The sequence below is a fragment of the Vibrio sp. D54 genome, assembly GCF_021728075.1.
Taxonomy (GTDB): domain Bacteria; phylum Pseudomonadota; class Gammaproteobacteria; order Enterobacterales; family Vibrionaceae; genus Vibrio; species Vibrio alginolyticus.
Map to the genome: position 1 here is coordinate 1 of NZ_JAKKCS010000004.1, position 23,532 is coordinate 23,532.

At 47.5% G+C, this 23,532-nt stretch carries 16 protein-coding genes; 4 read left to right on the forward strand and 12 right to left on the reverse strand.

Features of this window, described 5'->3' with window-relative positions:
- Window positions 1-175: 175 nt before the first annotated feature.
- From L3V37_RS06575 to L3V37_RS06605, 7 genes are all read right to left on the reverse strand, one after another.
- On the reverse strand, window positions 176-1,225 hold the full coding sequence (locus tag L3V37_RS06575) for a sensor domain-containing diguanylate cyclase (protein ID WP_053303796.1): 1,050 nt from the start codon (window positions 1,223-1,225) through the stop codon (window positions 176-178).
- A 282-nt stretch (window positions 1,226-1,507) separates the two neighbouring features.
- Window positions 1,508-2,359, reverse strand: coding sequence for a CARB family carbenicillin-hydrolyzing class A beta-lactamase (gene blaCARB / locus L3V37_RS06580; protein ID WP_130545833.1), 852 nt, complete (start codon window positions 2,357-2,359; stop codon window positions 1,508-1,510).
- Between the two features lie 326 nt (window positions 2,360-2,685).
- On the reverse strand, window positions 2,686-3,252 hold the full coding sequence (locus L3V37_RS06585) for a copper-binding protein (RefSeq protein WP_017821519.1): 567 nt from the start codon (window positions 3,250-3,252) through the stop codon (window positions 2,686-2,688).
- 77 nt (window positions 3,253-3,329) lie between these two features.
- Entirely contained in the window at window positions 3,330-6,497 is a 3,168-nt protein-coding gene (locus L3V37_RS06590) for an efflux RND transporter permease subunit (protein WP_237306024.1), read from the reverse strand.
- Between the two features lie 2 nt (window positions 6,498-6,499).
- Entirely contained in the window at window positions 6,500-8,218 is a 1,719-nt protein-coding gene (locus tag L3V37_RS06595) for an efflux RND transporter periplasmic adaptor subunit (protein ID WP_237306025.1), read from the reverse strand.
- Window positions 8,219-8,364: 146 nt separating this feature from the next.
- The gene (locus L3V37_RS06600; RefSeq protein WP_237306026.1) at window positions 8,365-9,756 is read right to left on the reverse strand and encodes a TolC family protein; all 1,392 of its coding nucleotides are present in this window, start codon (window positions 9,754-9,756) and stop codon (window positions 8,365-8,367) included.
- Window positions 9,757-9,891: 135 nt separating this feature from the next.
- The gene (locus tag L3V37_RS06605; RefSeq protein WP_138939632.1) at window positions 9,892-10,314 is read right to left on the reverse strand and encodes a hypothetical protein; all 423 of its coding nucleotides are present in this window, start codon (window positions 10,312-10,314) and stop codon (window positions 9,892-9,894) included.
- A 315-nt stretch (window positions 10,315-10,629) separates the two neighbouring features.
- On the opposite strand from L3V37_RS06605, the gene fdhF reads away from it, so the two are divergent.
- Both fdhF and L3V37_RS06615 read left to right on the forward strand, forming a co-directional pair.
- Window positions 10,630-14,868 carry a formate dehydrogenase subunit alpha gene (gene fdhF, locus L3V37_RS06610; protein ID WP_237306027.1) on the forward strand — a complete coding sequence of 1,413 codons (4,239 nt, stop codon included), beginning with the start codon at window positions 10,630-10,632 and terminating at the stop codon, window positions 14,866-14,868.
- A gap of 398 nt (window positions 14,869-15,266) precedes the next feature.
- A complete protein-coding gene (locus tag L3V37_RS06615; RefSeq protein ID WP_005375433.1) occupies window positions 15,267-15,638 on the forward strand; it encodes a hypothetical protein in 372 nt (123 codons plus the stop codon).
- A 109-nt stretch (window positions 15,639-15,747) separates the two neighbouring features.
- Here L3V37_RS06615 and L3V37_RS06620 read toward each other — a convergent pair whose 3' ends face one another.
- The 5 genes from L3V37_RS06620 to L3V37_RS06640 form a co-directional block, all read right to left on the reverse strand.
- Complete coding sequence (locus tag L3V37_RS06620; RefSeq protein ID WP_237306159.1) at window positions 15,748-16,845, reverse strand: ABC transporter permease; 1,098 nt, start codon at window positions 16,843-16,845, stop codon at window positions 15,748-15,750.
- The gene (locus L3V37_RS06625; protein ID WP_054822160.1) at window positions 16,845-17,771 is read right to left on the reverse strand and encodes an ABC transporter ATP-binding protein; all 927 of its coding nucleotides are present in this window, start codon (window positions 17,769-17,771) and stop codon (window positions 16,845-16,847) included. The genes L3V37_RS06620 and L3V37_RS06625 overlap by 1 nt, the downstream gene beginning before the upstream one ends.
- A gap of 4 nt (window positions 17,772-17,775) precedes the next feature.
- Window positions 17,776-18,723, reverse strand: a complete 948-nt coding sequence (locus L3V37_RS06630) for an HlyD family secretion protein (RefSeq protein ID WP_237306160.1) — start codon at window positions 18,721-18,723, stop codon at window positions 17,776-17,778.
- Window positions 18,724-19,095: 372 nt separating this feature from the next.
- Window positions 19,096-19,959: a MurR/RpiR family transcriptional regulator gene (locus L3V37_RS06635; protein ID WP_237306028.1), complete on the reverse strand. Its 864-nt coding sequence runs from the start codon at window positions 19,957-19,959 to the stop codon at window positions 19,096-19,098.
- A gap of 89 nt (window positions 19,960-20,048) precedes the next feature.
- Window positions 20,049-21,320: an amino acid deaminase gene (locus L3V37_RS06640; RefSeq protein WP_237306029.1), complete on the reverse strand. Its 1,272-nt coding sequence runs from the start codon at window positions 21,318-21,320 to the stop codon at window positions 20,049-20,051.
- Between the two features lie 179 nt (window positions 21,321-21,499).
- Between L3V37_RS06640 and L3V37_RS06645 the strand changes: the two genes are divergently transcribed.
- Together L3V37_RS06645 and L3V37_RS06650 are read left to right on the forward strand one after the other, a co-directional pair.
- Entirely contained in the window at window positions 21,500-22,945 is a 1,446-nt protein-coding gene (locus L3V37_RS06645; RefSeq protein WP_237306030.1) for an amidohydrolase family protein, read from the forward strand.
- Window positions 22,946-22,996: 51 nt separating this feature from the next.
- Window positions 22,997-23,389, forward strand: a complete 393-nt coding sequence (locus L3V37_RS06650) for a RidA family protein (RefSeq protein ID WP_005425100.1) — start codon at window positions 22,997-22,999, stop codon at window positions 23,387-23,389.
- The last annotated feature ends 143 nt before the right edge of the window (window positions 23,390-23,532 follow it).

Here is a 23,532-nt window from a genome sequence, read left to right on the forward strand (position 1 = left end):
CAACCTCATCAACTACAGTGAGTTTAAAAGCGAGGGAGTAATCGCGCTGAGTTCTTTTAGTTGTTGATTTCATAACACTCTCCAATTTTGGGGGTGGAAAGTGTCAACCTTATTTAGGACGGCACAAGAGTCGATAAAAGGTAGCGCAATGAGTCGCTACCTTTTTTTATTTTTTCTACCTTTCTTCACCAATATGAAACTCAACGCGATTTCTTCCGGTTTCTTTTGCCTTGTAAAGTGCTAAGTCGGCGCGTTTAACGAGTGGTTCAAATGAGTCGTCGAGACGACAGACTTGAGTTACCCCAATACTCGCGGTGAAGCTCATATCACAACCTGAATGTTGAACGGTCGTCGTTTCTAGTGCATTACGAATCGTTTCTAATGTGTCTAGAGCTTGCTGTGATGAGCGACTTCTTAATACGATGGCAAACTCTTCACCGCCAACTCTGGCAAGTAAGTCACAATCAAGTAGATGACTTTTAATAGTATTAACTGCATGGATCAGTGATTTATCGCCTGCGTCATGACCAAATCGGTCATTGAGGCTTTTAAAATTGTCGAGATCTAAAATAGCAACATGGAAGTCAATGCCCTGGGTTCGGTATTCATTTAGGCGGCTTTCGATTTGTCGCATGAACTCTCTGCGGTTTGGAATACCTGTTAGATCATCCGTCGTGGCGAGGTGTTCCATTTTCATAATCTGTATATGAAGGGCAATGTTTAAAGCAATCCAATTAGCGATGCACTGAAGCTGTGCCGCTTGTTCGTTTGTGTAAATGTGCGTTTGATGATGCGCAACATTAAGCGTTCCTAGGCAGACTTTACCGTGCATTAAAGGCGCGTCCATACACGTACCCATACCATTGGATGCGAGCATCACACAATCAATCTCATCAGATTGTGTAACATCATCGCAGATCATCAGTTGTTGTTTTTTGAACACTCGGCCAACAAACGCTTGATGAATGGGCACTAAAAATTCAGCGGGAATCGCTTTACTACCAGAGAAAGAGTAGACCTTTAAATGATCATTGTTTTCATAAAGTGTGATACTCGCACGGTCAGAATTAAATATACGATTTATCCATTCTGCCACCGTATCAAGTACTTGCTGTAGTGTTTCCGATTGAGCTAAAAAGTGAACAAACCCTATCGGCATACATATCGGACTTTCCATGTTTTGCATCGATAAATCATCAGGGTTAAAAGTTCTTTCAAGTCTCAATAGACATCTCCTTGGCAATGTTGCAAATACCAACAATAAATTACGTGAAGCTATTTTGTAGAAAATGTGCTTCTTGGTAAGAGTATGGTTTAATTATCGCCATTTGTGTGAATTTGGTTGCTTAATGTGGGCGTTAACTCACCCTAAATAAGTAAATCTTATACCTATTTATAAGTAAGTCATTACTCAATAAGTGGTGTTTTTAAGATGGAAGTACAGAATGAGCCCTTCTGGAAGAGAAGGGCTAGAAAAGGATACAAATGGGGTCAGGTGAGTAGAGACTTAATTGTCTTTGTACTTTTGTAAAATCAACTGACTTATCTGCGCAACGAGCTGGTCCCTAGCTTGAAGTGAGAGCTCGGTTTCTGTGACATAAATACTAATGTAAACAGGTCGATGATTTTCCTTCCATATAATCGCGTTAATGCCACGCGAACCATGACCACCCGCACCAGAACGGTCTGCAATAGACCAACCTGTTGGTAATACAGAACGCATTAACGAGTCTGACACTTTGTTGTCCTGCATCCAGATTTTTAATTGTACACGAGACTCATAAGACAACGTTTCGCCTTCGACCAAGGTTCGTAGAGTGTTTAGTATAGCGTTAGGTGTGGTTGTGTCGCGGCTGTCGCCTGGTGTGGCTTCGTTCAAGCGAGGTTCTATTCTGTCTAGGCGCGTTGCTTTATCTCCAATTGTTCGCAGAAACATTGTTACGGCCTTAGGGCCGCCAATTTCATTTAATACTAAGTTGGCTGCGGTATTATCACTCATTAACATAGCGGCTTCACACGCGTGCTCTATGCGTGTGCTTTGGCCTGCGAGCTTATCCATCACCGGAGACCATACAACGATACTGCGCTCATCGACTTTTGCGGTCGCATTTTTACTTAGCTTACCGCTGTCCATATCACTTAGCATTTTGGCACAAGCTAGGGTTTTGAATGTGCTCATGAGTGGGAAGCGTTCATCGCCGCGGTAATCCCAACGCTCGTCTGCTTGGGTATCCCAAACTGACACCCCAATTCTGCTTGAGGTTTGTTGCTCGAGGAGAGAAATGTCCTCATTCAGTTGGGACGCGTAACTTAGGGTTGAGCAAACCATTAGCCCAGCCAACAAAAATAACTTTTTCATGGATCGTGTTCTTCAATTTTAGTTTTAGTTCGCATGGTAGCGATGTCACGTAAACTATAACGAGCCAATACTCTAAACACTGTTAAATCTATGTCTATTTTATGTAGGATTCTTTGCAATACGCTTAAACGGTCTCAATATGGGGAGAAGAGTGTTGCTATCAAGGCCTGTAGTTTGGCTTATATATTACGTCAGTGATTCGGTCACAAAAATATCTTAGCGTGAGACACTGACTCAGAATTTCTTATCATGAGCTAACGAATAGTTTGATCCAGAGAAATAAAAGGAGCTGAATCATCAGCTCCTTTGTCTAGTTGGATAATTACTTACAGTTCAATCTTTTTAACCATGCCCGATTCTGCATGGCCTGGAATGTTGCACGCGAACTCAACCTTGTTGTCACCGTGGAAGTGCCACAGTAATTGCTTCGCTTTACCTGGTTCTACCGTAACTGCGTTGCCTGAGTCATGCATGTGATCACCGCTCATTGTCTTCATCATTTCACGATGTTCTAGCTGCTCTTTAGCCGAACCAATCGTAAACTCGTGGTTGATCTTACCGGTGTTCATGACCACAAATTGCACCACATCGTTTGGCTCAATTTTAACGTCTTTTTTGAACTTAATAGTCATGTCATCACCCAAGATAACGTGTACCACCTTGTCTGGTTTTGCGCCTTTTGCTGGCATACCTACTGCCGACATGCCCGGCATATCCATCATGTTTGAATGGTCCATTTTACTGTGGTCCATCTTCATGCTGCCGTGGTCCATGTTTTCATGCTTCATGTTGCTATGATCCATGTTCGCGTGGTCCATGTTTGAATGATCCATTTGGGCAAACGCAGTCGTTGTTGTTAGGGCTAGAGCAAGAGTGATTAGTGTCTTTTTCATTTTTATATCCTTGTTTTAATTCATTAATAACTTGGTTGCTTCCTCTCAAAACGGCATGTTTGAGAGGAAGGTAGGGATTAAGCGTTGTTGTTTACATCACTAGCTTGGTGATTAGTCGCATTGCTTTGGCGCAACTCGCTTTGTTTCCACAGCTTGAAGATGGCTGGAAGCACCAACAGCGTCAGTAGCAGTGCCGATGCCATACCACCAATCATTGGCGCGGCGATACGTTGCATTACTTCTGATCCTGTACCTTCGCCGTACATGATTGGAATCAGACCAATAATGACCGTCAGTACCGTCATCATTACTGGGCGAACACGCAGGCCTGCACCTTCGCGAATGGCATCGGTTAGGTCTTTCGCCTCAAGCTTCTGTTGGCTCTCTTCTGCATCCAGCTTTTTGTAGTGCCACGCTTGGTTGAGGTAGACGAGCATGATGACCCCAATTTCCACCGCGACACCTGCTAGGGCAATAAAGCCGACCCCAACAGCAATCGAGAAGTTGTAGTTGAGGAGATGCATGAGCCACAAACCACCAACCATAGCGAGCGGTAGGGTAAGCATGATGATCATCACTTCGCCGACACGACGGAAGCTGAAGTAAAGCAGTAGCATAATGATGGCGATGGTGATTGGTACCACGACACTCAAGCGGTCTTTCGCACGCTCCATGTATTCGTATTGACCAGACCAAGCCAGCGAGTAACCCGCAGGAAGTTCTAGTTGATCAGCCACGACTTGCTGTGCTTCCACAACGTAAGATCCAAGGTCACGACCATCGATATCGACAAACACCCAGCCGTTAGGACGCGCGTTTTCTGTCTTGATCATTGGAGGACCGTCTTCGTAACGAATGTCCGCTACATCAGCCAGCGCAATACGAGCGCCATTTGGTGTCACCAATGGTAGGTTTTGCAGTTTAACCACTGAGTCGCGGTAGTCTTGTGGGTAACGAACGTTGATTGGGTAACGCTCCAAGCCTTCGATGGTTTCACCTACATTCATGCCGCCCACCGCAGTGGAGATCACCTGCTGAACGTCTTTGATGCTCAAGCCGTAACGCGCTGCGGCGCGACGTTTAATGTCGATTGCGACATAACGACCACCTGCTACACGCTCTGCATAAACCGATGCTGTACCTTGTACGCCATTAAGAATTGGCTCTAGCTGAGAACCGATCTTCTCAATCACTTTCAGATCGGGTCCGGCGATCTTAATGCCGATAGGGGTTTTGATACCCGTTGCCAGCATGTCGATACGCGTTTTGATCGGCATTACCCAAGCGTTAGTAAGACCAGGGAACTGAACCAGATTGTCGAACTCCTTGCGTAGTGACTCGGTTGTTACCCCTTTACGCCATTGATCGCGTGGCTTCAACTGAATCACGGTTTCAATCATGGTGAGTGGCGCTGGATCTGTTGCGGTCTCAGCTCGGCCAATCTTGCCCCATACGGTTTTCACCTCTGGAACGGTTTTGATCAGCTTGTTGGTTTGTTGTAGAAGCTCACGCGCCTTACCAATTGAGATACCCGGATAGGTCGTTGGCATGTACATCAAGTCGCCTTCATCCAGCGGCGGGATGAACTCGCTACCCAGTTTACTGGTTGGGTAGTAAGCCGACGCCATTAGACCTAATGCAATAACAATCATGGTCTTAGGGTATTTTAAGCTGGTGTTCAACAGCGGACGATACAACGCGACCAAGCCACGGTTAACTGGGTTTTTGTGTTCCGGTAACACCTTACCGCGAATGAAGTAGCCCATAAGTACAGGCACGAGCGTGATTGCCAAACCTGCTGCCGCTGCCATGGCGTACGTCTTAGTGAACGCAAGCGGCGAGAACATCTTGCCTTCTTGGCCTTCCAAGGCGAACACCGGTACGAAGCTAAGAGTAATGATCAGCAACGAGAAGAACAGCGGTGCGCCAACCTCTTCTGCGGCTTTGCCAATCACTTGCCAGCGGTTTTTATCGGTCAGTGGCGTTCGTTCAATGTGCTTGTGAACGTTTTCAATCATCACGATCGCACCATCTACCATGGCTCCGATGGCTATCGCAATACCACCCAAGGACATGATGTTGGCGTTGATGCCTTGCCAATGCATTACGATAAACGCAGTGAGAATACCGACCGGTAGACTCAGAGCGATGACCAATGAAGAACGAATGTGGAACAAGAACAGCGCACACACAATCGCAACGACGATGAACTCTTCTGCAAGCTTCTTCCATAGGTTTTCTACCGCTGAATCGATAAGGGTAGAGCGGTCATAGGTTGCAACAATTTCCACGCCTTCTGGCAGGCTGCGTTGTAGGTCTGCAAGTTTGTCTTTGACTTTCGCAATCACTTCACTGGCGTTTTCACCAAAGCGCATCACGATAACGCCACCGACCGCTTCACCTTCGCCATTCAACTCTGAGATACCACGGCGCATTTGTGGGCCAAGGTTAATGTCTGCGATATCACCTAATAGCAACGGCGTGCCTTTCTCGGTGACTTTTAGCGGCAGTGACTTGATGTCTTCAATGCTGGTTAGGTAACCCGTGGTACGAACCATGTGTTCGGCTTCCGCAACTTCGATAACGGACGCGCCGGTTTCTTGGTTGCCGTTTTGGATTGCCATGTTCACTTGTTGCAAAGTGAGGTTGTACGCACGCAGCTTGGCAGGATCAATCTGCACTTGATACTGCTTCACCATACCGCCCACGGTAGCGACTTCAGAAACGCCGTCAACGGTTTGCAATTCGTACTTCAAGAACCAGTCTTGCAGGCTGCGGAGATCCGCCAAATCATGCTTGCCGGTTTTGTCTTGTAATACGTAGCTGTAAACCCAGCCCACGCCCGTTGCATCAGGACCTAGGGTTGGTTTTGCGTTCGGTGGCAGCTTTGGTGCTACTTGGCTTAAGTACTCCAACACGCGTGAACGTGCCCAGTACATGTCGGTATCATCGTTGAAAATGATATAAACGTAAGAGTCACCAAAGAAAGAGTAGCCACGAACCGTCTCAGCTCCCGGCACGGCAAGCATGGCGGTGGTGAGTGGGTAAGTAACTTGATCCTCGACGACTTGAGGAGCTTGACCCGGATAGCTTGTCTTGATGATCACTTGCACATCAGAAAGATCCGGAATCGCATCAACAGGCGTATTCTTTACACTGTAAAGTCCGCCTAATACAAGGGCTAAGGTCGCGACCAACACTAGGAATCGGTTGCTCAGTGACCAACGAATAATAGCATTGATCATAATTAACCCTCGACGGTTGATGTTGCAGGAACTAGCTGTTTAAGAACGTAGTCAGAACCTTGTTTTTCAACTAGAAACCGAACTTTCTGTCCTTCTTCAAAACCCGATAGATCAACGTCTTCACCCACAGAGAAGTTCATCTCGCCAGCATCCCAGTTCCATTCTGCAACCGGTAGGTGGTTTAAGGTGATCATGCCAAAGTCGGCCATCAGCATGCTAATGTCACCAGTTAGCCAAACTTCTGCTGCAATGACGCTGTTGTCTGCCCTATAGTCAACGATTTGGTACTGACCGGACTCCGTCTTTTGCATTTCAAATTCGATAGCCTGACCTTTTTTCAAGTCACCCATCTCAACGCCATCTGCAAAAGTGAAGTTCATTACCATGCCCGGCCAATCCCATTCTGGTACAGGCTGGTGGTTGATGGTCAGCATACGGTGATCTTTCATTACGTCTGTGATCTCACCTTTGGCCCATGCTGTTTCCGCCGCTGCTTCTACACCATTGATGCGAGACAGATCCGCCGACTGGCTTGATTCAGAGTCGAGCATGAAGTGAGATGAAGTAACGATCTTATCGTCCTGTTTAAGTCCTTGTAATACTTCGATTTGTTCGCCAGCTTCGCGGCCAACTTCAATTCGAGCAGAACGGTATTTGCCATCACCTTCCGCCAGAACAACGCGAGTCATACCGCCAGAGCGGATAACAGATGATTTAGGAATCGTTAATACTGCGTCGTCAGTGACAGGCTGCAAAGCAATATTGGCAAACATATTTGGCTTCAATGCGCCATCTGGGTTAGGGAATTTAAGGCGTACACGTAATGTACGTGTTTTTGGATCAAGGATTGGGTACACGTAATCCACGACACCTTGCCATTCATTGCCCGGAATCGCGTCAAGGGTCATCGTGGCTTGAGAGCCCGCTTTCATCCAGTGTGCTTGACGCTCAAAGACTTCTGCATCAACCCAAACATTGTCCAAAGGACCTGCACTGATCACCGCTTGAGCAGGGGACAAATAGCCACCTTCACGCACGTTTAAGCTCGCGATAACGCCATCAGCAGGTGCTTTGATTTCAATGGTTTGTGATGCTTTACCACTACGAGTAATGGATTTGATTTGAGCACGGTCAACCCCAAGCGTTACCAAGCGTTCGGTCGCGCCTTTTACAAGACCTTTGCGGTCAGTGCGGTACGCATTCAGCAATTCTTCTTGTGCTTTAACCAGTTCAGGAGAGTAGAGCGTGAAAAGCACATCGCCTTTCTTCACTTTCTCACCCACGGCATTGATGTAGAGTTTTTCTACCCAACCCGCCACACGAACGTTGGTTTGCCATAACAGACTTTCATCAAAGGCAATATAGCCAACCGTTTCGATGCGTGGTGAGAGCTGTTGTAGTGTCGCGTTTGCGGTTTTAACCCCCAGGTTGTTCTCTACTGAAGGGTCAATAGTCACTGTACCCGGTGCGTCTTGTTCACCGGATAGGTCTTCTGCGTAAACCGGAATCAAATCCATGCCCATTGGGGATTTACCCGGCTTGTCGCGTTTGTAGTTCGGATCCATTGGGGCAACCCAGTAAAGCGGATCATTAGAGCTTGCAGCAGAATCGCCACCCATCGCACTCATGTCGTGAGCCGAGCCCGTAAGAAAATGATTAGCACCAAACCCTAAAGCACCACCAACAATCAGCGCGATGGTTGCAATCTTAAATGTTTTCATTGTTTTACCTTATTTTCCCCTTCACATTTGACGCTACAGCGTTGTTACCCGCTCTCGTTCACCCAAATCATATAGAGGATCTATGCTCATGGGATTCTCTCGTTTGCCGCCTAGCTGTAGCCCCAACTGTCTTGGGGAATCACAAATTAATATGTCGAAATAGAGCGAGCTTCCGGTGAAGCCACTTGGTAGTCGAAACCACCGAGTAGGGTGGCTAAATTGCTGTTGGCGATGTTGAGATCGGTCAGCAGACGTTGTTGCTCTAATTGCAGAGCCAACTCGTCAGTCGTGGCAGAAATCACATCGTTAAACTGCGCTGTGTTGTTTTGATAACCCCGCTCAACGGCTTGAATGCGCGCTTTCGCTTGGGGCAATAAGGTGGATTGGTAACGTTCTAAACGTTGGGTTAAGTTGCCGCGATCAACCAGCAAAGTGTTTACCTTGGCATTCATCTGCGTTAATAAGGTGTCTTTTTGCGATTGTGCCGCACCAACTTGGTATTGAGCGGCAGCAAGATTGCGATCTTGGCGGTCACCAGTGAACAGTGGAATGTCCATGGTTAAGTAAGCGCTGACCAAGTCAGAAGCGGGTTCGCCCATCATGTTGTCGGCTTGGCGGTAGGCGTACATTACTTCGACGCCAAATTGCGGGTTGTAGGCTTGCTCAGCAATTTCCACCTGAGTTTTATTGGCAGAGATGCTGACGTCGGCCATCTTAACCATCGGGTGTTGGCTGAGTTGCTGATAATGCTTGGTGGAACCCTGACTGGCAGCAAGTTTGCTGTTCAGTGTGTCCCAGTTCAATTGATTGCTCGCGTGCAGAGCCCGTTCGTTTGCCAACCAATCTGACCCCAACCATTCGGAGAGTTGAGAGATAAGACGACTTTGCATTTGTGCGTTGGCTTGCAGTTTCTCATCCAACTTGCTGACTTGTAATTGAGCGTTGAGTAGGTCTTGCGCTTCACTCTTACCAATCGAATAGTTGGTTTGAATAAAGCTTTCCATCTCCTTCATCAACTTGCGATTCTCAAGCATGATTTGCTCAGCGCGTTGCTGGTAACCAAGCTCTAACCAAAGTTGAGTCATGCTGTTGGCTACCTCAAGCTCACGAGCATGCACTTGAAGCCCAAGGCCGTCGGCTTGTTGATTGGCTTTCTTCTGCTGTAAATCAAGCGTAGAGCCACGCTCAAACTGTTGCATTAAACCAACGGAGATGTTGGTCATTGGGTCTTCATCGAATTTGAAGCTGTCGACAGGCAAGCCACCAAAACCTACTTTTAGTTTTGGGTCCATCAAGGTCGCACTCGCGACGCCCGTTTCACGCATGGCAGCAGATTGCGCTGAGTATTGCTTACGATTGCCATCGTTACTCAAAGCGACGTTGATCAGTTGGGCAAGCTTGGTCGTTGAAGCTCGCTCACTTGATGCGGAATTTTGCGCTGCGTGCGTCTCTTTACCTGCGGCGTTAACCAAGGTTGGCGCAGCGACCAGAGCCACCATAAAAATAGGTGCAGCTAAGCGGTATGGTTTGATATCCATAATCTAAATCCAGTGTTCGCCGGATCGATGGAGGTGCGGATTTTATTGCGGGAACAGTAAAGCCTTGTTACCTCATCGTTCAGGCGCATTAAAACAACCTGCGATACACGCGCAGGGTCGAATGCTAGGACGGATTTAGGCTATAGGAGGTCGGTATAGGTCGCGGCTTACGTGTACGACAGGGGAAGCAACTTCAGGAGTAATAGTTGCGCGATAGACAACGGGCATTGGGCTATTGATAGGATTCGGTAGGGGGACGAAAACTATCGTACACGCGGCAGTGCAGCAGGTATGAATCATGCCAGAGCCTCCACCACAGTTCATGCTGGTTTCTCTTGCATCGCCATCTTCGGACATAGAACCGTCAGTCATGGAGACGTCCATCATGCCAGGCATACCGCAGTGTTCGCTGTCACTCATCATAGAAGGATGGTGAGCCATGCCAGTAGACATCATTTGAATATTCATCAACGGCTCACTGTTCGCCACACTAGATACCAATAGTACTAGCGTCGTGAAGAGAGTTAACCAGATTGTATGCAGCGATTTTAAGTGCATACCCTTTCCCATGTGTTTGATGAAAATGATGAAAACCCTTCGATTCTAAAGGTTAACCTAAGGGTAAGGTCAATCATTTATTACTCTTATTATCAAAATAGTCCAACCCTTCAGTTTTCGCACTTTCGAGGGAGTAAAACGTTTGTTAAACACCGAGTGTTGAAAGTTAGCGAAAGAAGCCCTCGCTTTTTATGACACGTGAAAAATGTGGTTTATAAGTTTTACATCACACTAACTTGTCTTACAAATGATTATCCTTATAGAATGCATGGTTTTACTTGTGCAGATTTGGATTTGCTTTGCTGCGGGGGTTGCATGATAGAAATTGTCATCGATGGAAAATATAGAATTGTAGAAGAGGGTCTAACCCTTTTAGAAGCAGCAAAAGTGTGTGGGGTCGAGATCCCATCGCTGTGCGGAATGAACAAAAGTAATGAAAAAGTACCGTGTGACTTGTGTGTGGTTGAAGTCGAAAGCGGCGGTACTAAGCGTGCGTGTGAACTCGAAGTTTACCGCGGCCTTAATGTGGTCACGCAATCAGAACAATTAAGCGAGCACCGCAGAAAAGCACTTAACCGCATCATGACGGACCATTACGCCGACTGTGAAGCGCCATGTAAAACCGCGTGTCCTGCGGGCGTGGATATCCAATCGTACCTTTATCACATTGCACAGAACGATCATCAAAAAGCGATTGAAGTGATTAAGCGTACGCTTCCTATGCCACTATCGATTGGCCGTGTATGCCCAGCATTTTGTGAGAGCGAATGTCGCCGCTCGTTAGTCGATGAGCCTATTGCAATTCGTCAGCTAAAACGTCATGCCGCGGATGCGGATTTGTCTGCGCATGAAGCCTATGTACCAGAAAAGAAACCAAGCAAAGGTTTGAACATTGCCGTCGTCGGCAGTGGTCCTGGTGGTCTAACGGCTGGCTATTACCTATCGAACGAAGGCTATGACGTTACGGTCTTTGAATCCATGCCAAAAGCGGGCGGTTGGTTGCGTTACGGTATTCCTGAATACCGTTTGCCAAAAGACATTCTCGATAAAGAAATCGAACTGATGTGCCGTAATGGCATGCAAGTTCACACTAATCAAAAGCTGGGTGTGGATTTCACGCTTTCTCAATTGAGCGAAGAATACGATGCGGTGTGTTTAGCTGTCGGTGCGTCTCAAGCAGTTGAAATGCATTACACAGGCAGTGACCTTGAAGGTTGCTACTTAGGCGTTGATTACCTTAAAGATTACGTTACCGAGCAAAACTATGTAACGGGTCAGAAAGTCGCGGTGATCGGTGGTGGTAACACGGCAATTGACTGTGCTCGTACTGCGCGTCGTGCTGGTGCAGACACCACGTTGATTTACCGTCGTACACGTGACGAAATGCCGGCAGAAGACTACGAGATTGTCGAAGCGGAACACGAAGGGGTGAAATTCCACTTCTTGACCAACCCTGCAGAAAACCTTGCCGATGAAACCGGACGCGTGAATGCGATTCGTCTAGAGCGCATGGCGTTGGGTGAGCCGGATGCATCTGGTCGTCGAAGCCCAAAACCAACCGGCGAGTTCTTTACCGAAGAGTTCGACACCGTGATTGCGGCAGTATCGCAAAAGCCAGATCTGAGTTTCCTCGAAGGTGAAGACTTATCTATTCCGCTAACGCGCTGGAACACCTCTGATGCAGATGAAAAGACCATGCACACCGGCACGGGCAACATCTTCAGTATTGGTGATTTCCGCCATGGTCCTGCAACGGCAGTTGAAGCCGTGGGAGATGGCCGCGTTGCGGCAAAAGCCATTGATCTGTTTTTGAATGGCGATATGGCAGATATGCCAAAGGCGGCGTTTAACTCGCGTAAAGAGAAGAAGCTCTCTCAAGTCGACCCGCTTCACTTCGAGAACATCCAGAAAGTCGCTCGCTCTATCATGCCTGAACTGACTCCAGCACAACGCGAGCAAAGCTTCGCTGAAGTGGAGTTGGGCTTTGATAACGAAGAAGCGATGAAGGAAGCTGCACGCTGCCTTGAATGTGGCTGTCAGGCAAATACCGATTGTGCGCTGCGTGATTACTCCACCGAATATGAAGCTGAGCAAAGCTTTGGCTTCTCCTTGCAGATTAAATCGCATCAAGATTGGTTAGATCTTCGTGCGAAAGACTTGCGTCATAAGTACGAAGTTGACCGCAGTTCTGAGTTTATTGAGTTTGATGCTAACCGCTGTATTAGTTGTGGTCAGTGCATCCAAGCGTGTCGCGACAAAGCCGTGCACGGCGTACTGAACTTTGTGTGCGATAAGCAAGGTCGTCCAGCATTACGTCCTGATGATCGTCCACACTTTGGAAGTAACAAGAATGGCTTAACCCTAATGGGCGATTCGAACTGCGTGCAATGTGGCGCGTGTGTTCAAGTGTGTCCAACGGGGGCGATGGTCGATAGTCGTGACCGTTCGCAAGGTCGTACTGAAGATCTGAAAGCGGTCGACACCATTTGTACATACTGTGGTGTGGGTTGTAAGTTGACCATGTTCGTGGACGAAGCAGCCAATACGATTCGTTACGTGAAAGGCGGTGACTCGCCGGTGAACCAAGGCATGCTGTGTGTGAAAGGGCGCTTTGGTTTTGACTTCATTGGCAGTGAAGAGCGTCTTACCACGCCATTGATTCGTAAAGACGGTTGGTTGCAGCCTGCAAGTTGGGAAGAGGCGATTCAGCTGGTTGCGAACAAGTTCTCTGGCATCAAGCAAGATTTTGGCAGTAACGCATTGGCGGGTTTCTCTTCAGCGAAAACCACCAACGAAGACAACTACGCATTCCAAAAATTTGTCCGCCGTGAACTGGGCACCAATAACGTCGACCACTGTGCGCGTTTGTGTCACGCATCGAGTGTAACCGGACTTGAAGCGTCACTGGGTAGTGGTGCAATGACCAATGACATCCCAAGTATTAAGCACTCGGATGTGATCTTTATTATTGGTTCGGATACCACATCGGCGCACCCGATCATCGCTTCACACATCAAACAAGCAATTCGTCATCACGGCGCTCGCTTGATTGTGGCTGACCCGAAACGTGTCGATATGGCAGAGCATGCTGAACTGTATATGGCGCACCGTCCGGGTACGGATGTGATGCTCCTAAACGGTGTCATGCAGCAGATCATCAAGAACGGTTGGTACGATCAAGAGTACATCGAAGAACGTGTCGACGGCTTTGATACCTTACTGCAAGAAGTAATGTCGCCAGCTTACAACCTCGATAAAGTGGAGTTGGTTACAGGCGTTAAAGCTGAAGACATTCAAGCAATGGCACGCATGATCGGTACGGCAGATCGTACGGCTGTTTACTACTCGATGGGTATCACTCAGCATACGACAGGTCATGACAACGTGCGTTCTATCGCTAACCTGCAATTACTGTGTGGCAACATCGGCATTGAAGGTGGCGGTATCAATCCGCTGCGTGGTCAATCAAACGTGCAAGGCGCGTGTGATATGGGGGCTTTGCCAAACAGTTTCCCAGGCTACCAAAAGGTATACAACCCAATTGTGCGTCAGAAGTTTGCGATTGAATGGAGTGCGCCAAATCTGCCTTCTGAGCAAGGTCTAACCCTGACAGAAATCATTGATGCGGCTTGCCATCGTGACGTTCGTGGTATGTACATCATGGGTGAGAACCCAGTGTTGAGTGATCCGAACCAAGCGCATGTGATTGAAGGTTTAGAAGCGCTCGATTTCTTGGTGGTTCAAGACATCTTCTTAACGGAAACCGCGCAATACGCGGATGTGGTTCTGCCTTCTTGCTCGTTTGCAGAGAAAGCGGGTCACTTCACCAATACGGAGCGTCGTGTTCAGCGTGTGAATCCTGTCGTAACGGCGCCGGGTGAAGCGAAAGAAGATTGGTGGATTATTCAAGAAATTGCCAATGCCATGGGCAGTGATTGGGATTACCACTGCGTGTCTGATATCACTAACGAAATCGCACGTGTGACACCTCAATACGCGGGTCTTCGTTGGGATGCCATTACGCCAAACGGTGTGCAATGGCCGAGCAACAAGAACAACCCGGCAGGTACTCGCATCATGCACCAAACCCAGTTTACACGTGGTAAAGGGCAGATGGTGGGTGTACCGTTCCGTTATGCGGCTGAGTTGCCAGATGAAGAGTACCCACTTGTGTTAACGACGGGTCGCGTACTTGAGCAGTTCCACACTGGCACCATGACGCGCAAAACCAAAGGGTTGGATAACCTTGCTGGCCCTCGCGCGATGGTGAGCGTGGAAGACGCAGAAGCACTTGGCATCAGTAATGGTCAGCGTCTGACGGTGTCTACACGTCGCGGCAGCATTGAGATTGATGCTTTTGTGACTAAGCGTATTCAAAAAGGAGTGGTGTTCATTCCATTCCACTTTGTTGAATCGCCAGTCAACCGTTTAACGACAACGGCGACGGATCCGCATGCGAAGATCCCTGAGTTCAAGGTCGCTGCGGTTAAAGTGGAAGTGAGCGAAAAAACAACGCAGACAGAGTCTCTCGAAGATAGTTACCAACACGTTTAAATTCGGTGAGTCACATTGTTGTGGTCACTGACAATTTGAGCCTAGTTGATGGGCGGATAATCTAATCTTGATTTCCGCTCTCACTACATTCACTCGGATTGTCTTTTTCTTCCAACTCCTTTTACTTTTCTGTTATCACCGCGCTCCGGTTAGTTTTCCTTTCTTACTTCTTACTTCTTACTTCTTACTTCTTACTTCTTACTTCTTACTGTCTCTGTGGCGTATTTTTGTTCAAGCCCATGATGAGAGTGCAATAAAGTTTGTTGTTGAGCTTGTCATAGAATTGACTGTCTCTGACTGTCCCCTGTTATTTGGGCAAGTTCTATAACCTAAACTTTGCTCGCTTCCTATACTGAATTAACGAAGCAAGATTTTTATAACAACAAGAGGAAGCTTGTATGACAAGAACAACCTCATTTGCACTCGTTTTATTACTTATGTGCGCATACTTTGGTTACAACCGTTATTATGTATACCCCCAGCAGTTGGAAACACAGGCGAAGTCCATGCTAATACAAATGGCAAATCGCGAAGAGTGGGTCGATGTGTTTGAGATGATGAATCGCGTAGACGCGCACAAGGGCCATTTGGAACTTGTTGCTGACGTGACATCCTCTGATGGTCAGCGTGCGTACAGTGAAGGTATTATCACGTACACGGATCGCGAAGGCGTTGTCTGTAAACAGGTAGTGTTCAACTTTAAAATAAACTCTTTGAAAAACTACAATATTTCCGATTTACGAGATTGTTCCTACGGTGAGTACTATTAATATTGTCTGAGAGTTGAGCTCGATAGCGCAGTGTATGAATACAGAAACAAAAAATAGCCCTTCGTTGGGGCTATTTTTGTTTTTAAGGAATGAACGCAATATCGTGGAATTAGTCGAGTGATTTTTTGAAGCGAAATGAAGCGACAATAAGGCCGATAACGGTGAATCCAAGTAACCAAACTGTATCTCGCCATAGCTCCATTAGGTCTGCACCACGCAGCACCATACCACGAATAATTCGCATAAAGTGGGTGGCAGGCAGCGCTTCGGATATCCATTGTGCCGCGATGGGCATTCCTTCATAAGGGAACATAAATCCGGACAGAAGAATCGATGGCAAAAGAATAAACACCGTCATCTGCATTGCTTGAAGCTGCGTCGTCGCAATGGTGGATATCACCAAACCTAAGGTTAAACTCGCGGCGATAAACAACAGCGTGCCAAACAGTATCTGACTAATGGCGCCGTTTATCGGTACACCAAATATCCAATGACCCAAGCCTAAAATGATAAACACCTGTATCAGACCAACAAAGATGTAGGGAATGATCTTCGCTACCATGAGTTCGATGGAGTGGATTGGCGTAGTAATCAGTAACTCTAAATTGCCACGTTCCCGTTCTCGAACAATGGCTGCGCTGGTGAACAAGATCATCGTCATGGTTAGAATCACGCCCAATAAACCGGGGACAATGTTCACCGCCGAGCGCCGACTCGGGTTGTAATACAGCGCAACTTCAAAGGTTTTGGTTGGGGCAGGGCGTATCTCAAAATCAAAATCCGTTAACGGCATGGTTTGCAGTGAGAGAATCGCTGAGCTGATCATGGTGTCTGAACCATCCACAATCCACTGGCCAAGCTCTCTACCTTGCACCATGCGTTGGGTTAGGTCGCTAGGTAGAATTAAAGCCGCTCGCACCAAACCGTCTTGAATGGCTTGCTCGGCTTCAGAAGCGGTAGCGAAGGTTTCGACCACATCGACCACTTGTGTGACTTTGACGGACTCAGTGATCACGCGCCCGGCAGTGCTGCCACTTTGATCGACGACGCCAACGGGAATGTTGCGAATATCCGTATTAATGGCAAAGCCAAATAGCAGAAGTTGAATCAGGGGGATCATTACGACCATGCCAAAGGTAATGCGGTCACGTGAAAGCTGACGGATCTCTTTGATCATCACCGCTTTCATGCGGGCAATAGATTTCATCATTGGCGACCTTCTCCCGTCACGCTGACAAACACATCTTCCAAGCTAGGACGAGCAATGTTCATCTCGCAGCCATCAAGCTCAGGAAAGGTTTGGGTTAACCATTCGATCGGTTGTTCGATGTGCTGGTGGATCAAAATGCGTAAGCGAATGCCGAGCTGTGCGGCAGAACGGACTTCTTCGCGTCGAATGACTTTCTCTTTTAGCTCGCGTAAGTTATCCGCTTTGACTTCAACGATGTTAACGCCCATTTGGGCCATGAGTTCTTCTGGCTCACCATCGGCGCGGATTTCCCCAGCTTCCATAATCGCCAGACGATGACAGCGCTCTGCTTCGTCCATGTAGTGCGTTGTGACCAAAATCGTCGTGCCTTGGTCAGAGAGATCAAACAACTGCTCCCAGAAATCGCGTCGGTTCTCTGGGTCAACCGCAGATGTGGGCTCATCGAGAAACAACAGTTCTGGTTTGTGCATAGTGGCTGCGGCGAGAGACAAGCGTTGTTTCTGGCCGCCACTCATTCCGCCGACGCGCTGTTTACGCAGCTGGTCGAGACCGTAGGTGGATAGTTGTTCTTCGATGCGAGCTTTCAGAGCCTTGGTTTCCATACCAAAGATTTGTCCAATAAACTCAAGATTCTCTTGAACTGTCAGGTCATCATAGAGGGAGAACTTTTGTGTCATGTAGCCAATCTTGAGGCGCAGAAGCTCAGATTGTTTTGGGATCTCTAGCCCAAGCACATCCACGTTGCCCTCACTTGGGCTAAGCAAGCCAGTCAGCACACGAATGGTTGTTGATTTACCGCAGCCGTTGGGACCAAGAAAACCATAAATACTGCCTTTGGGTACATTGAGCGTGATGTTGTTGATGGCGGTGAAGTCACCAAACTTCTTCACTACATTTTCAGCTTGAATCGCGTATTCGGTCATTGGCTTACTCCACCAAATCCACTTGCGCTGGAATGCCCGAAGGCAAGGATTGTGCTGAGTCTTGTAGGTCGACTTCTGCAAGGTACATCAAACGCGAGCGTTCTTCCTCGGTAAGCGCGAAATAAGGCGTAAATGAAGGCTCAGTCGCAACCCAACGAACGGTGCCGCTATATGGTTGCTCAACGCCATCTACATGCACGTTAACCGTTTTACCCGGCACAAAATCGACTCGGTAGTTGGCAGGAACGTAAACGCGAGCGTATGGGACGCGGCTGGCTTGTATTACAGCAACTACACCATTCACAGGGACGCGTTCGCCAAGGTTAAACGGTAGGTTATCTAACAAGCCATCTCGCGTGGCGGTGATGGTGAGTTCTGCTAGTTTCTGTTCTTGTAGTGCCACATCGGCTTTTGCTGCCATGAGTGCGGCTTTTGCTTGTTCAATATCTTCAGGACGAGAGCCAGCGGTCAGTTTGCTGAACTCTTCTTGTGAGGAGTCTAGCTCTGCACGGGCAGAATCTCTGGCTGCTAAAGCGGTGTCTTTTTCTGATTGGCTGATGAGTTTTTTACGAACTAACTCCGCCTTACGTTGGTAGTTCTTTTGCGCTTCAACCAATTGAGCTTCCGCTCTGGCAACGCGTGCTTGCGCTGCGGCAATGTCTTCTGGTCGCTCACCATTGGTCAATTTCAAAAGATAGGCGTCAGCCTTGGCTTGTTCGGCTACGGCGTGAGCTAAAACGGCTTCTTGGTTCTTTGTATCGAGCTGAACCAGCACTTCTCCTTCGGTGACTTGGCTGCCTTCCTTAATGGGTAGGGCACGAATTATCTCGCTAGAGGTGGCAGTGAAAGTTACGCGGTCACGTTCTAATGTGCCAAGGGCTTGCTGTCCGTCATGTTTGGAACAGGCAGTTAAAAGAGTCAGGGCTAGGGTGCCAAGAATGATTCGCTTCATCATGCGACGCTTCCTCTAAGAAGGTGAGCTCGAACTCGTATCAAGCTATAGAAGAGTATGGGACTGCATTCAGTGTAACGTGAGTCAGTTTTGTCCGGCTAGGAAGTTAATTCCTTCAATATTCATCAATTGATTAATTATTGAAACTGGCCTCACTTTTGAATGGGTCTCTAAGAATATTCTCATTCAAATATAGTGGGTTACCGTGATGTCGGTGGGATTAGAAAAGATAAATTGAAGAATCGAGACAAGGATCAGGTTTACCGTGCACGCGTAAAGAAACGGCGAGATAAAGCAAAGCCCGAGGCTGAACATCGGGCTTTATTGTTTGAGTTTTATGAGCGAGATTTTGGGTATCTAGACCACGTTGGTTTAATCACCAAGAGGCTGTCTTTCCAAACCGCCACGATAAGAATCGAGGGCAACTTTGAGTCGGCGAAGTTTATCGCGCGAACGTCGCTTATGATTAACGGCTAATGCCATCGAAAGTACATCAACCAAAGCCAACATCGCGTAACGAGAAGCCGATGGCTTGTAGATGAAGTCCGTCTCTTTGTGCTCAATAGGAAGAACCAAATCGGCTTGCTCAGTCAAAGGTGTGTCTTTTGGAGTAATCACAATGACTTTTACGCCGTACTGCTTGGCTAATTGCGCGGTTTCTATGATGGCAGGGGTATAGCCAGTGGCTGAGATCATCACCAACACATCGTTCGCGTCTGCCGTCGCCGCAATCATGCGCGATAACAAGCCATCGTTGTACGCCACAACAGGGTAGCCTAGACGGAACAAACGGTGCTGCATCTCCTGTGCTGCAATGGTTGAGCCACCACCCATACCAATACAGATCACTTGTCTTGCGTTGTGCAGCCAGTTCACAGCAGTGTCGATATCTTCTTCAACAATCAAACTGCGGTTTACATCAAGGGATTGCTTGATCGACTCATAAATGCCTTGGTAGCCACTTTGATCAGGTGGCTCAAGGATGAATCGTTGTCCAACAGTTAAGGTTTGTGCCAGTTTGATCTTCATATCACGCACGTTTTTGCAGCCAACTGCTTTAGCAAAACGGGTAATGGTGGCTTCACTCACTTCTGCACTTTCTGCCAGTTCAGTAATGCTGGCGTTGGCGGCAGTTTGAATGTCGTCCATGATCAACTTTGCGACCTTCTTTTCGGCATCGCGCAGCGCACTGAAACGTTCAGTGATTTGAGAGATAATATCGACTTCTAAACTCAAGCTGTGTTCCTATCTTTTGCATGGAGGCGATTGTGCCGCCTCCACTGGTTTGGCATGAAGTATAACGAAAAGCCTCACTAAGCTCATCATCAGAAACGGGTTTTCACCCAATGAGTGACTTGATACTCATCATCACAAACCGCCACGGCACGCCACTTATCAAACGTTAAACATGGATGAGAGGTTGAGAAGGCAATCATATCACCCACTTGGAGGTCGCTGTTTGCGTCTACTTCGATGAACGCATGCTGATCCATCACCGCGGTCGTTACCGCACTTTCAATAGAGATTGGCTCCCCATCGCGGTAAGCACGCTCGGGGATTGGTAATCCAGCATCAAACGCCACGTCACGTTTGCCAAAGCCGGCAACTAGCTTGGTTAGCTCGGGGCGAGAAATCACATAAGCCCAAAGCTCTAGTGCTGATTCCAAGTCACCACCTAAATCACACGCCGCACCTTGGTTGTTTTCAGCGCGCTGCATGACTTTGTTTTGTGCGTCTAGGTAAATGCCTGTGTCATGAATCGCGTAGCAACCTGGGCGAATGATGGCGTCAAAATCTTCTAGGTTGGCGAAGCATTCAGAAACCACGTCATACCAAGCAGAGCCTGCGCCAGTAACAAGAGGTTTAGACTCAATCAACTTGTCGTTTTGTAGTTGGGCTGCGATTTCTAATGTGGTGTTGAGGAAGTCACGGATGTCCTGCTCAGCATTGTCACCATGAATCACACCTTCGTAAACCTCGATACCTTTGAGTGTAAGGTGAGGTTGCTGGTGGATGAGAGTGGCGAGCTCAACCACATCTTGTTGATTTCGGCATCCACAGCGACCGCCTTCGACACCAAACTCAATCAGTACATTAAGCGGCAGTTGATGTTCAGCGAAGGCACGCTCTAGGGCTTTGACGTTTCGGCTTGAGTCCACGCAGCAATAGAAGTTGACCCCGTGGTTTTCAATCAAGTTGGCGATGATGGTCATGTTCGCGCGCCCGACTAGTTGGTTCGCCATGATGATGTTTTTCGCTCCGCCTAGCACCGCAATCTCTGCTTGAGCCGGCGTAGCGACGGTAATGCCCCAAGCGCCGTTTTCTAATTGCTGCTGAAAGAAAGCGGGAGTCATAGTGGTTTTACCGTGCGGTGACAACTTCACTTTGTGCTGATTGGCAAAACGCTGCATCCAATCGAGGTTGTTCTTCAATGAAGAAGATTTGATCACCGCAGCGGGCAAGGTGATCTCTTCATGGATCAAACTGTGTAACCCATCGGAATTACACGCAACAGGTTGAGCTTTCTCTCCGTAACCTGGCGTGGTAACACACTCATTATGATAGTTTTTATCACACTTTTGGCGATTGTCTTTCATGGCGTACCTACTTCTAACATGGTCTAAGTGATTGATATTAATTGTTTGTTGCTAACCACCATAAATAATATGTTAGAAAGTATCAAACAAATCTGAATTTTTTGTGTGTTTCTTCACTGTTTAAATTTCAAGAATTATTAAGATGGAATCATGTTAACGACGGACGAAGAGAGTGAAGTATGTTGTTCGATACCATTATCAAAAGCGTAGAGGTATTTGACGGTACGGGTGCAGCACCATTCATTGCTGATGTTGCGATTCGTCAAGATCGTATTGAGCAAGTAGGGCAGCTAGACGAGCTTTCTGCAAAGAAGGTTATCAACGGTCAGGGTCTTGCGTTGGCTCCGGGATTTATTGATGTGCACACGCACGATGACACCAATGTGATTCGTTACCCTGACTGCTTGCCAAAGATTAGCCAAGGCGTGACGACGGTAATCGTAGGCAATTGCGGAATTAGCGCGAGCCCTGCGGTACTCAGTGATACTCCGCCAGACCCAATGAATCTATTGGGCAAGCAGGAAGACTTCAAATACCCAACTTTTGCGGAGTATGCGAAGGCAGTGCAAGCGGCGAACCCTGCGGTCAACGTTGCAGCGTTGGTCGGTCACACAACTTTACGTAACAACGTGATGGACGACTTACTACGCACGGCAACCGATGAAGAAATCGAGCAAATGCGCCAAACACTGGCACAAGCGATGGAAGAGGGCGCATTGGGTTTGAGCTCGGGTCTTGCTTATGCGAGTGCCAAGCAAGCAAACGCGGATGAAGTCATGCGCCTAACGGAAATTCTCGGTCATCACGGTGGTATCTACACCACACACATGCGCACCGAGTTTGAAGAAATCATCAGTGCAATGGAAGAAGCCTTTGAAACTGGGCAGTACGCCAAAGTGCCAGTGGTGATTTCTCATCTGAAATGTGCAGGTGCAGGCAACTGGGGACGCACGGTAGAAGTGCTGGATTTGATGGATAAGGTTTCTGAGCATCAAGATGTGTCTTGCGATTGCTACCCATATTCCGCCAGTTCTTCAACGCTGGATTTAAAACAGGTGACGGATGAAATCGACATCTTCATCACCTGGTCTGAAAGCAAGCCCGAACACGCTGGCAAGATGCTGAAAGACATTGCTGACCAGATGCAACTGCCTCTTATGGAAACAGCAAAAGCGTTGCAACCTGCGGGCGCGGTTTATCACTGCATGGATGAAAACGACGTCAAACGTGTCCTTAAGTATAAGTTGACCATGGTGGGCTCGGATGGATTACCAAATGACCCGCATCCACATCCACGTTTGTGGGGCACATTCCCGAAAGTCTTGGGGCATTACTGTCGTGAAGAGCAGCTTTTCCCATTGGCAGAAGCGATTCACAAGATGACTGGGATGTCAGCAACACGCTACCAATTGAAAGATCGTGGGGAAATAAAAACAGGCGCTTACGCAGACTTGGTTTTATTTAACCCAAATACAATTAAAGATACTGCAACGTTCGAAAATCCAATTTCCGTCGCGAAAGGTATTGAATCTGTATTTGTAAATGGAGAACTATCTTATTTAAAAGATAAAGTCACCGAAAATAGAAATGGCGTATTTATTTATCGAAATAATACCCATCAATAACTTATTAAATAAATTAATTTTATAGATTAAGCATTATCACTGGAGAATATTATGTCAATTAAACGTTATGGTGTAGAAGGCGGCGTAGGTACAGGCGGCCAACATTTACCATTTGCACGAGCAACAGAAGCGGGCGGCTTCTTATACGTATCGGGTCAAACACCAATGACTGACGGCGAAGTGGTAGAAGGCGGTATCGTTGACCAGTCTCGCCTAGCGATTCAAAACTGTGTCGACATCATGGAAGAAGCAGGCTACACGCTAGCTGACGTGGTACACGTAAAAGTGGTACTAACGGATTCGCGTTACTTCCAATCGTTCAATAAAGTGTTCAGAGAGTTCTTTGGTGATCACCCACCTGCACGTATTTGCATGGTGTGTGACCTCGTGGTGGACGTGAAAGTTGAAGTCGATGTGACTTGCTACCGCGAAGATCGCCGATAGAAATCACACTTTACCTAATTAAATGATACCCAAGTAACCTCGAGATGCTTGGTTCAGCGAGAATGACTTGGTTTGAAGGCGAGGCAACAATTTGAAGATCTAGTGGTTCTAAATCGAAAATTGTTAACGAAGCATGCGAACCA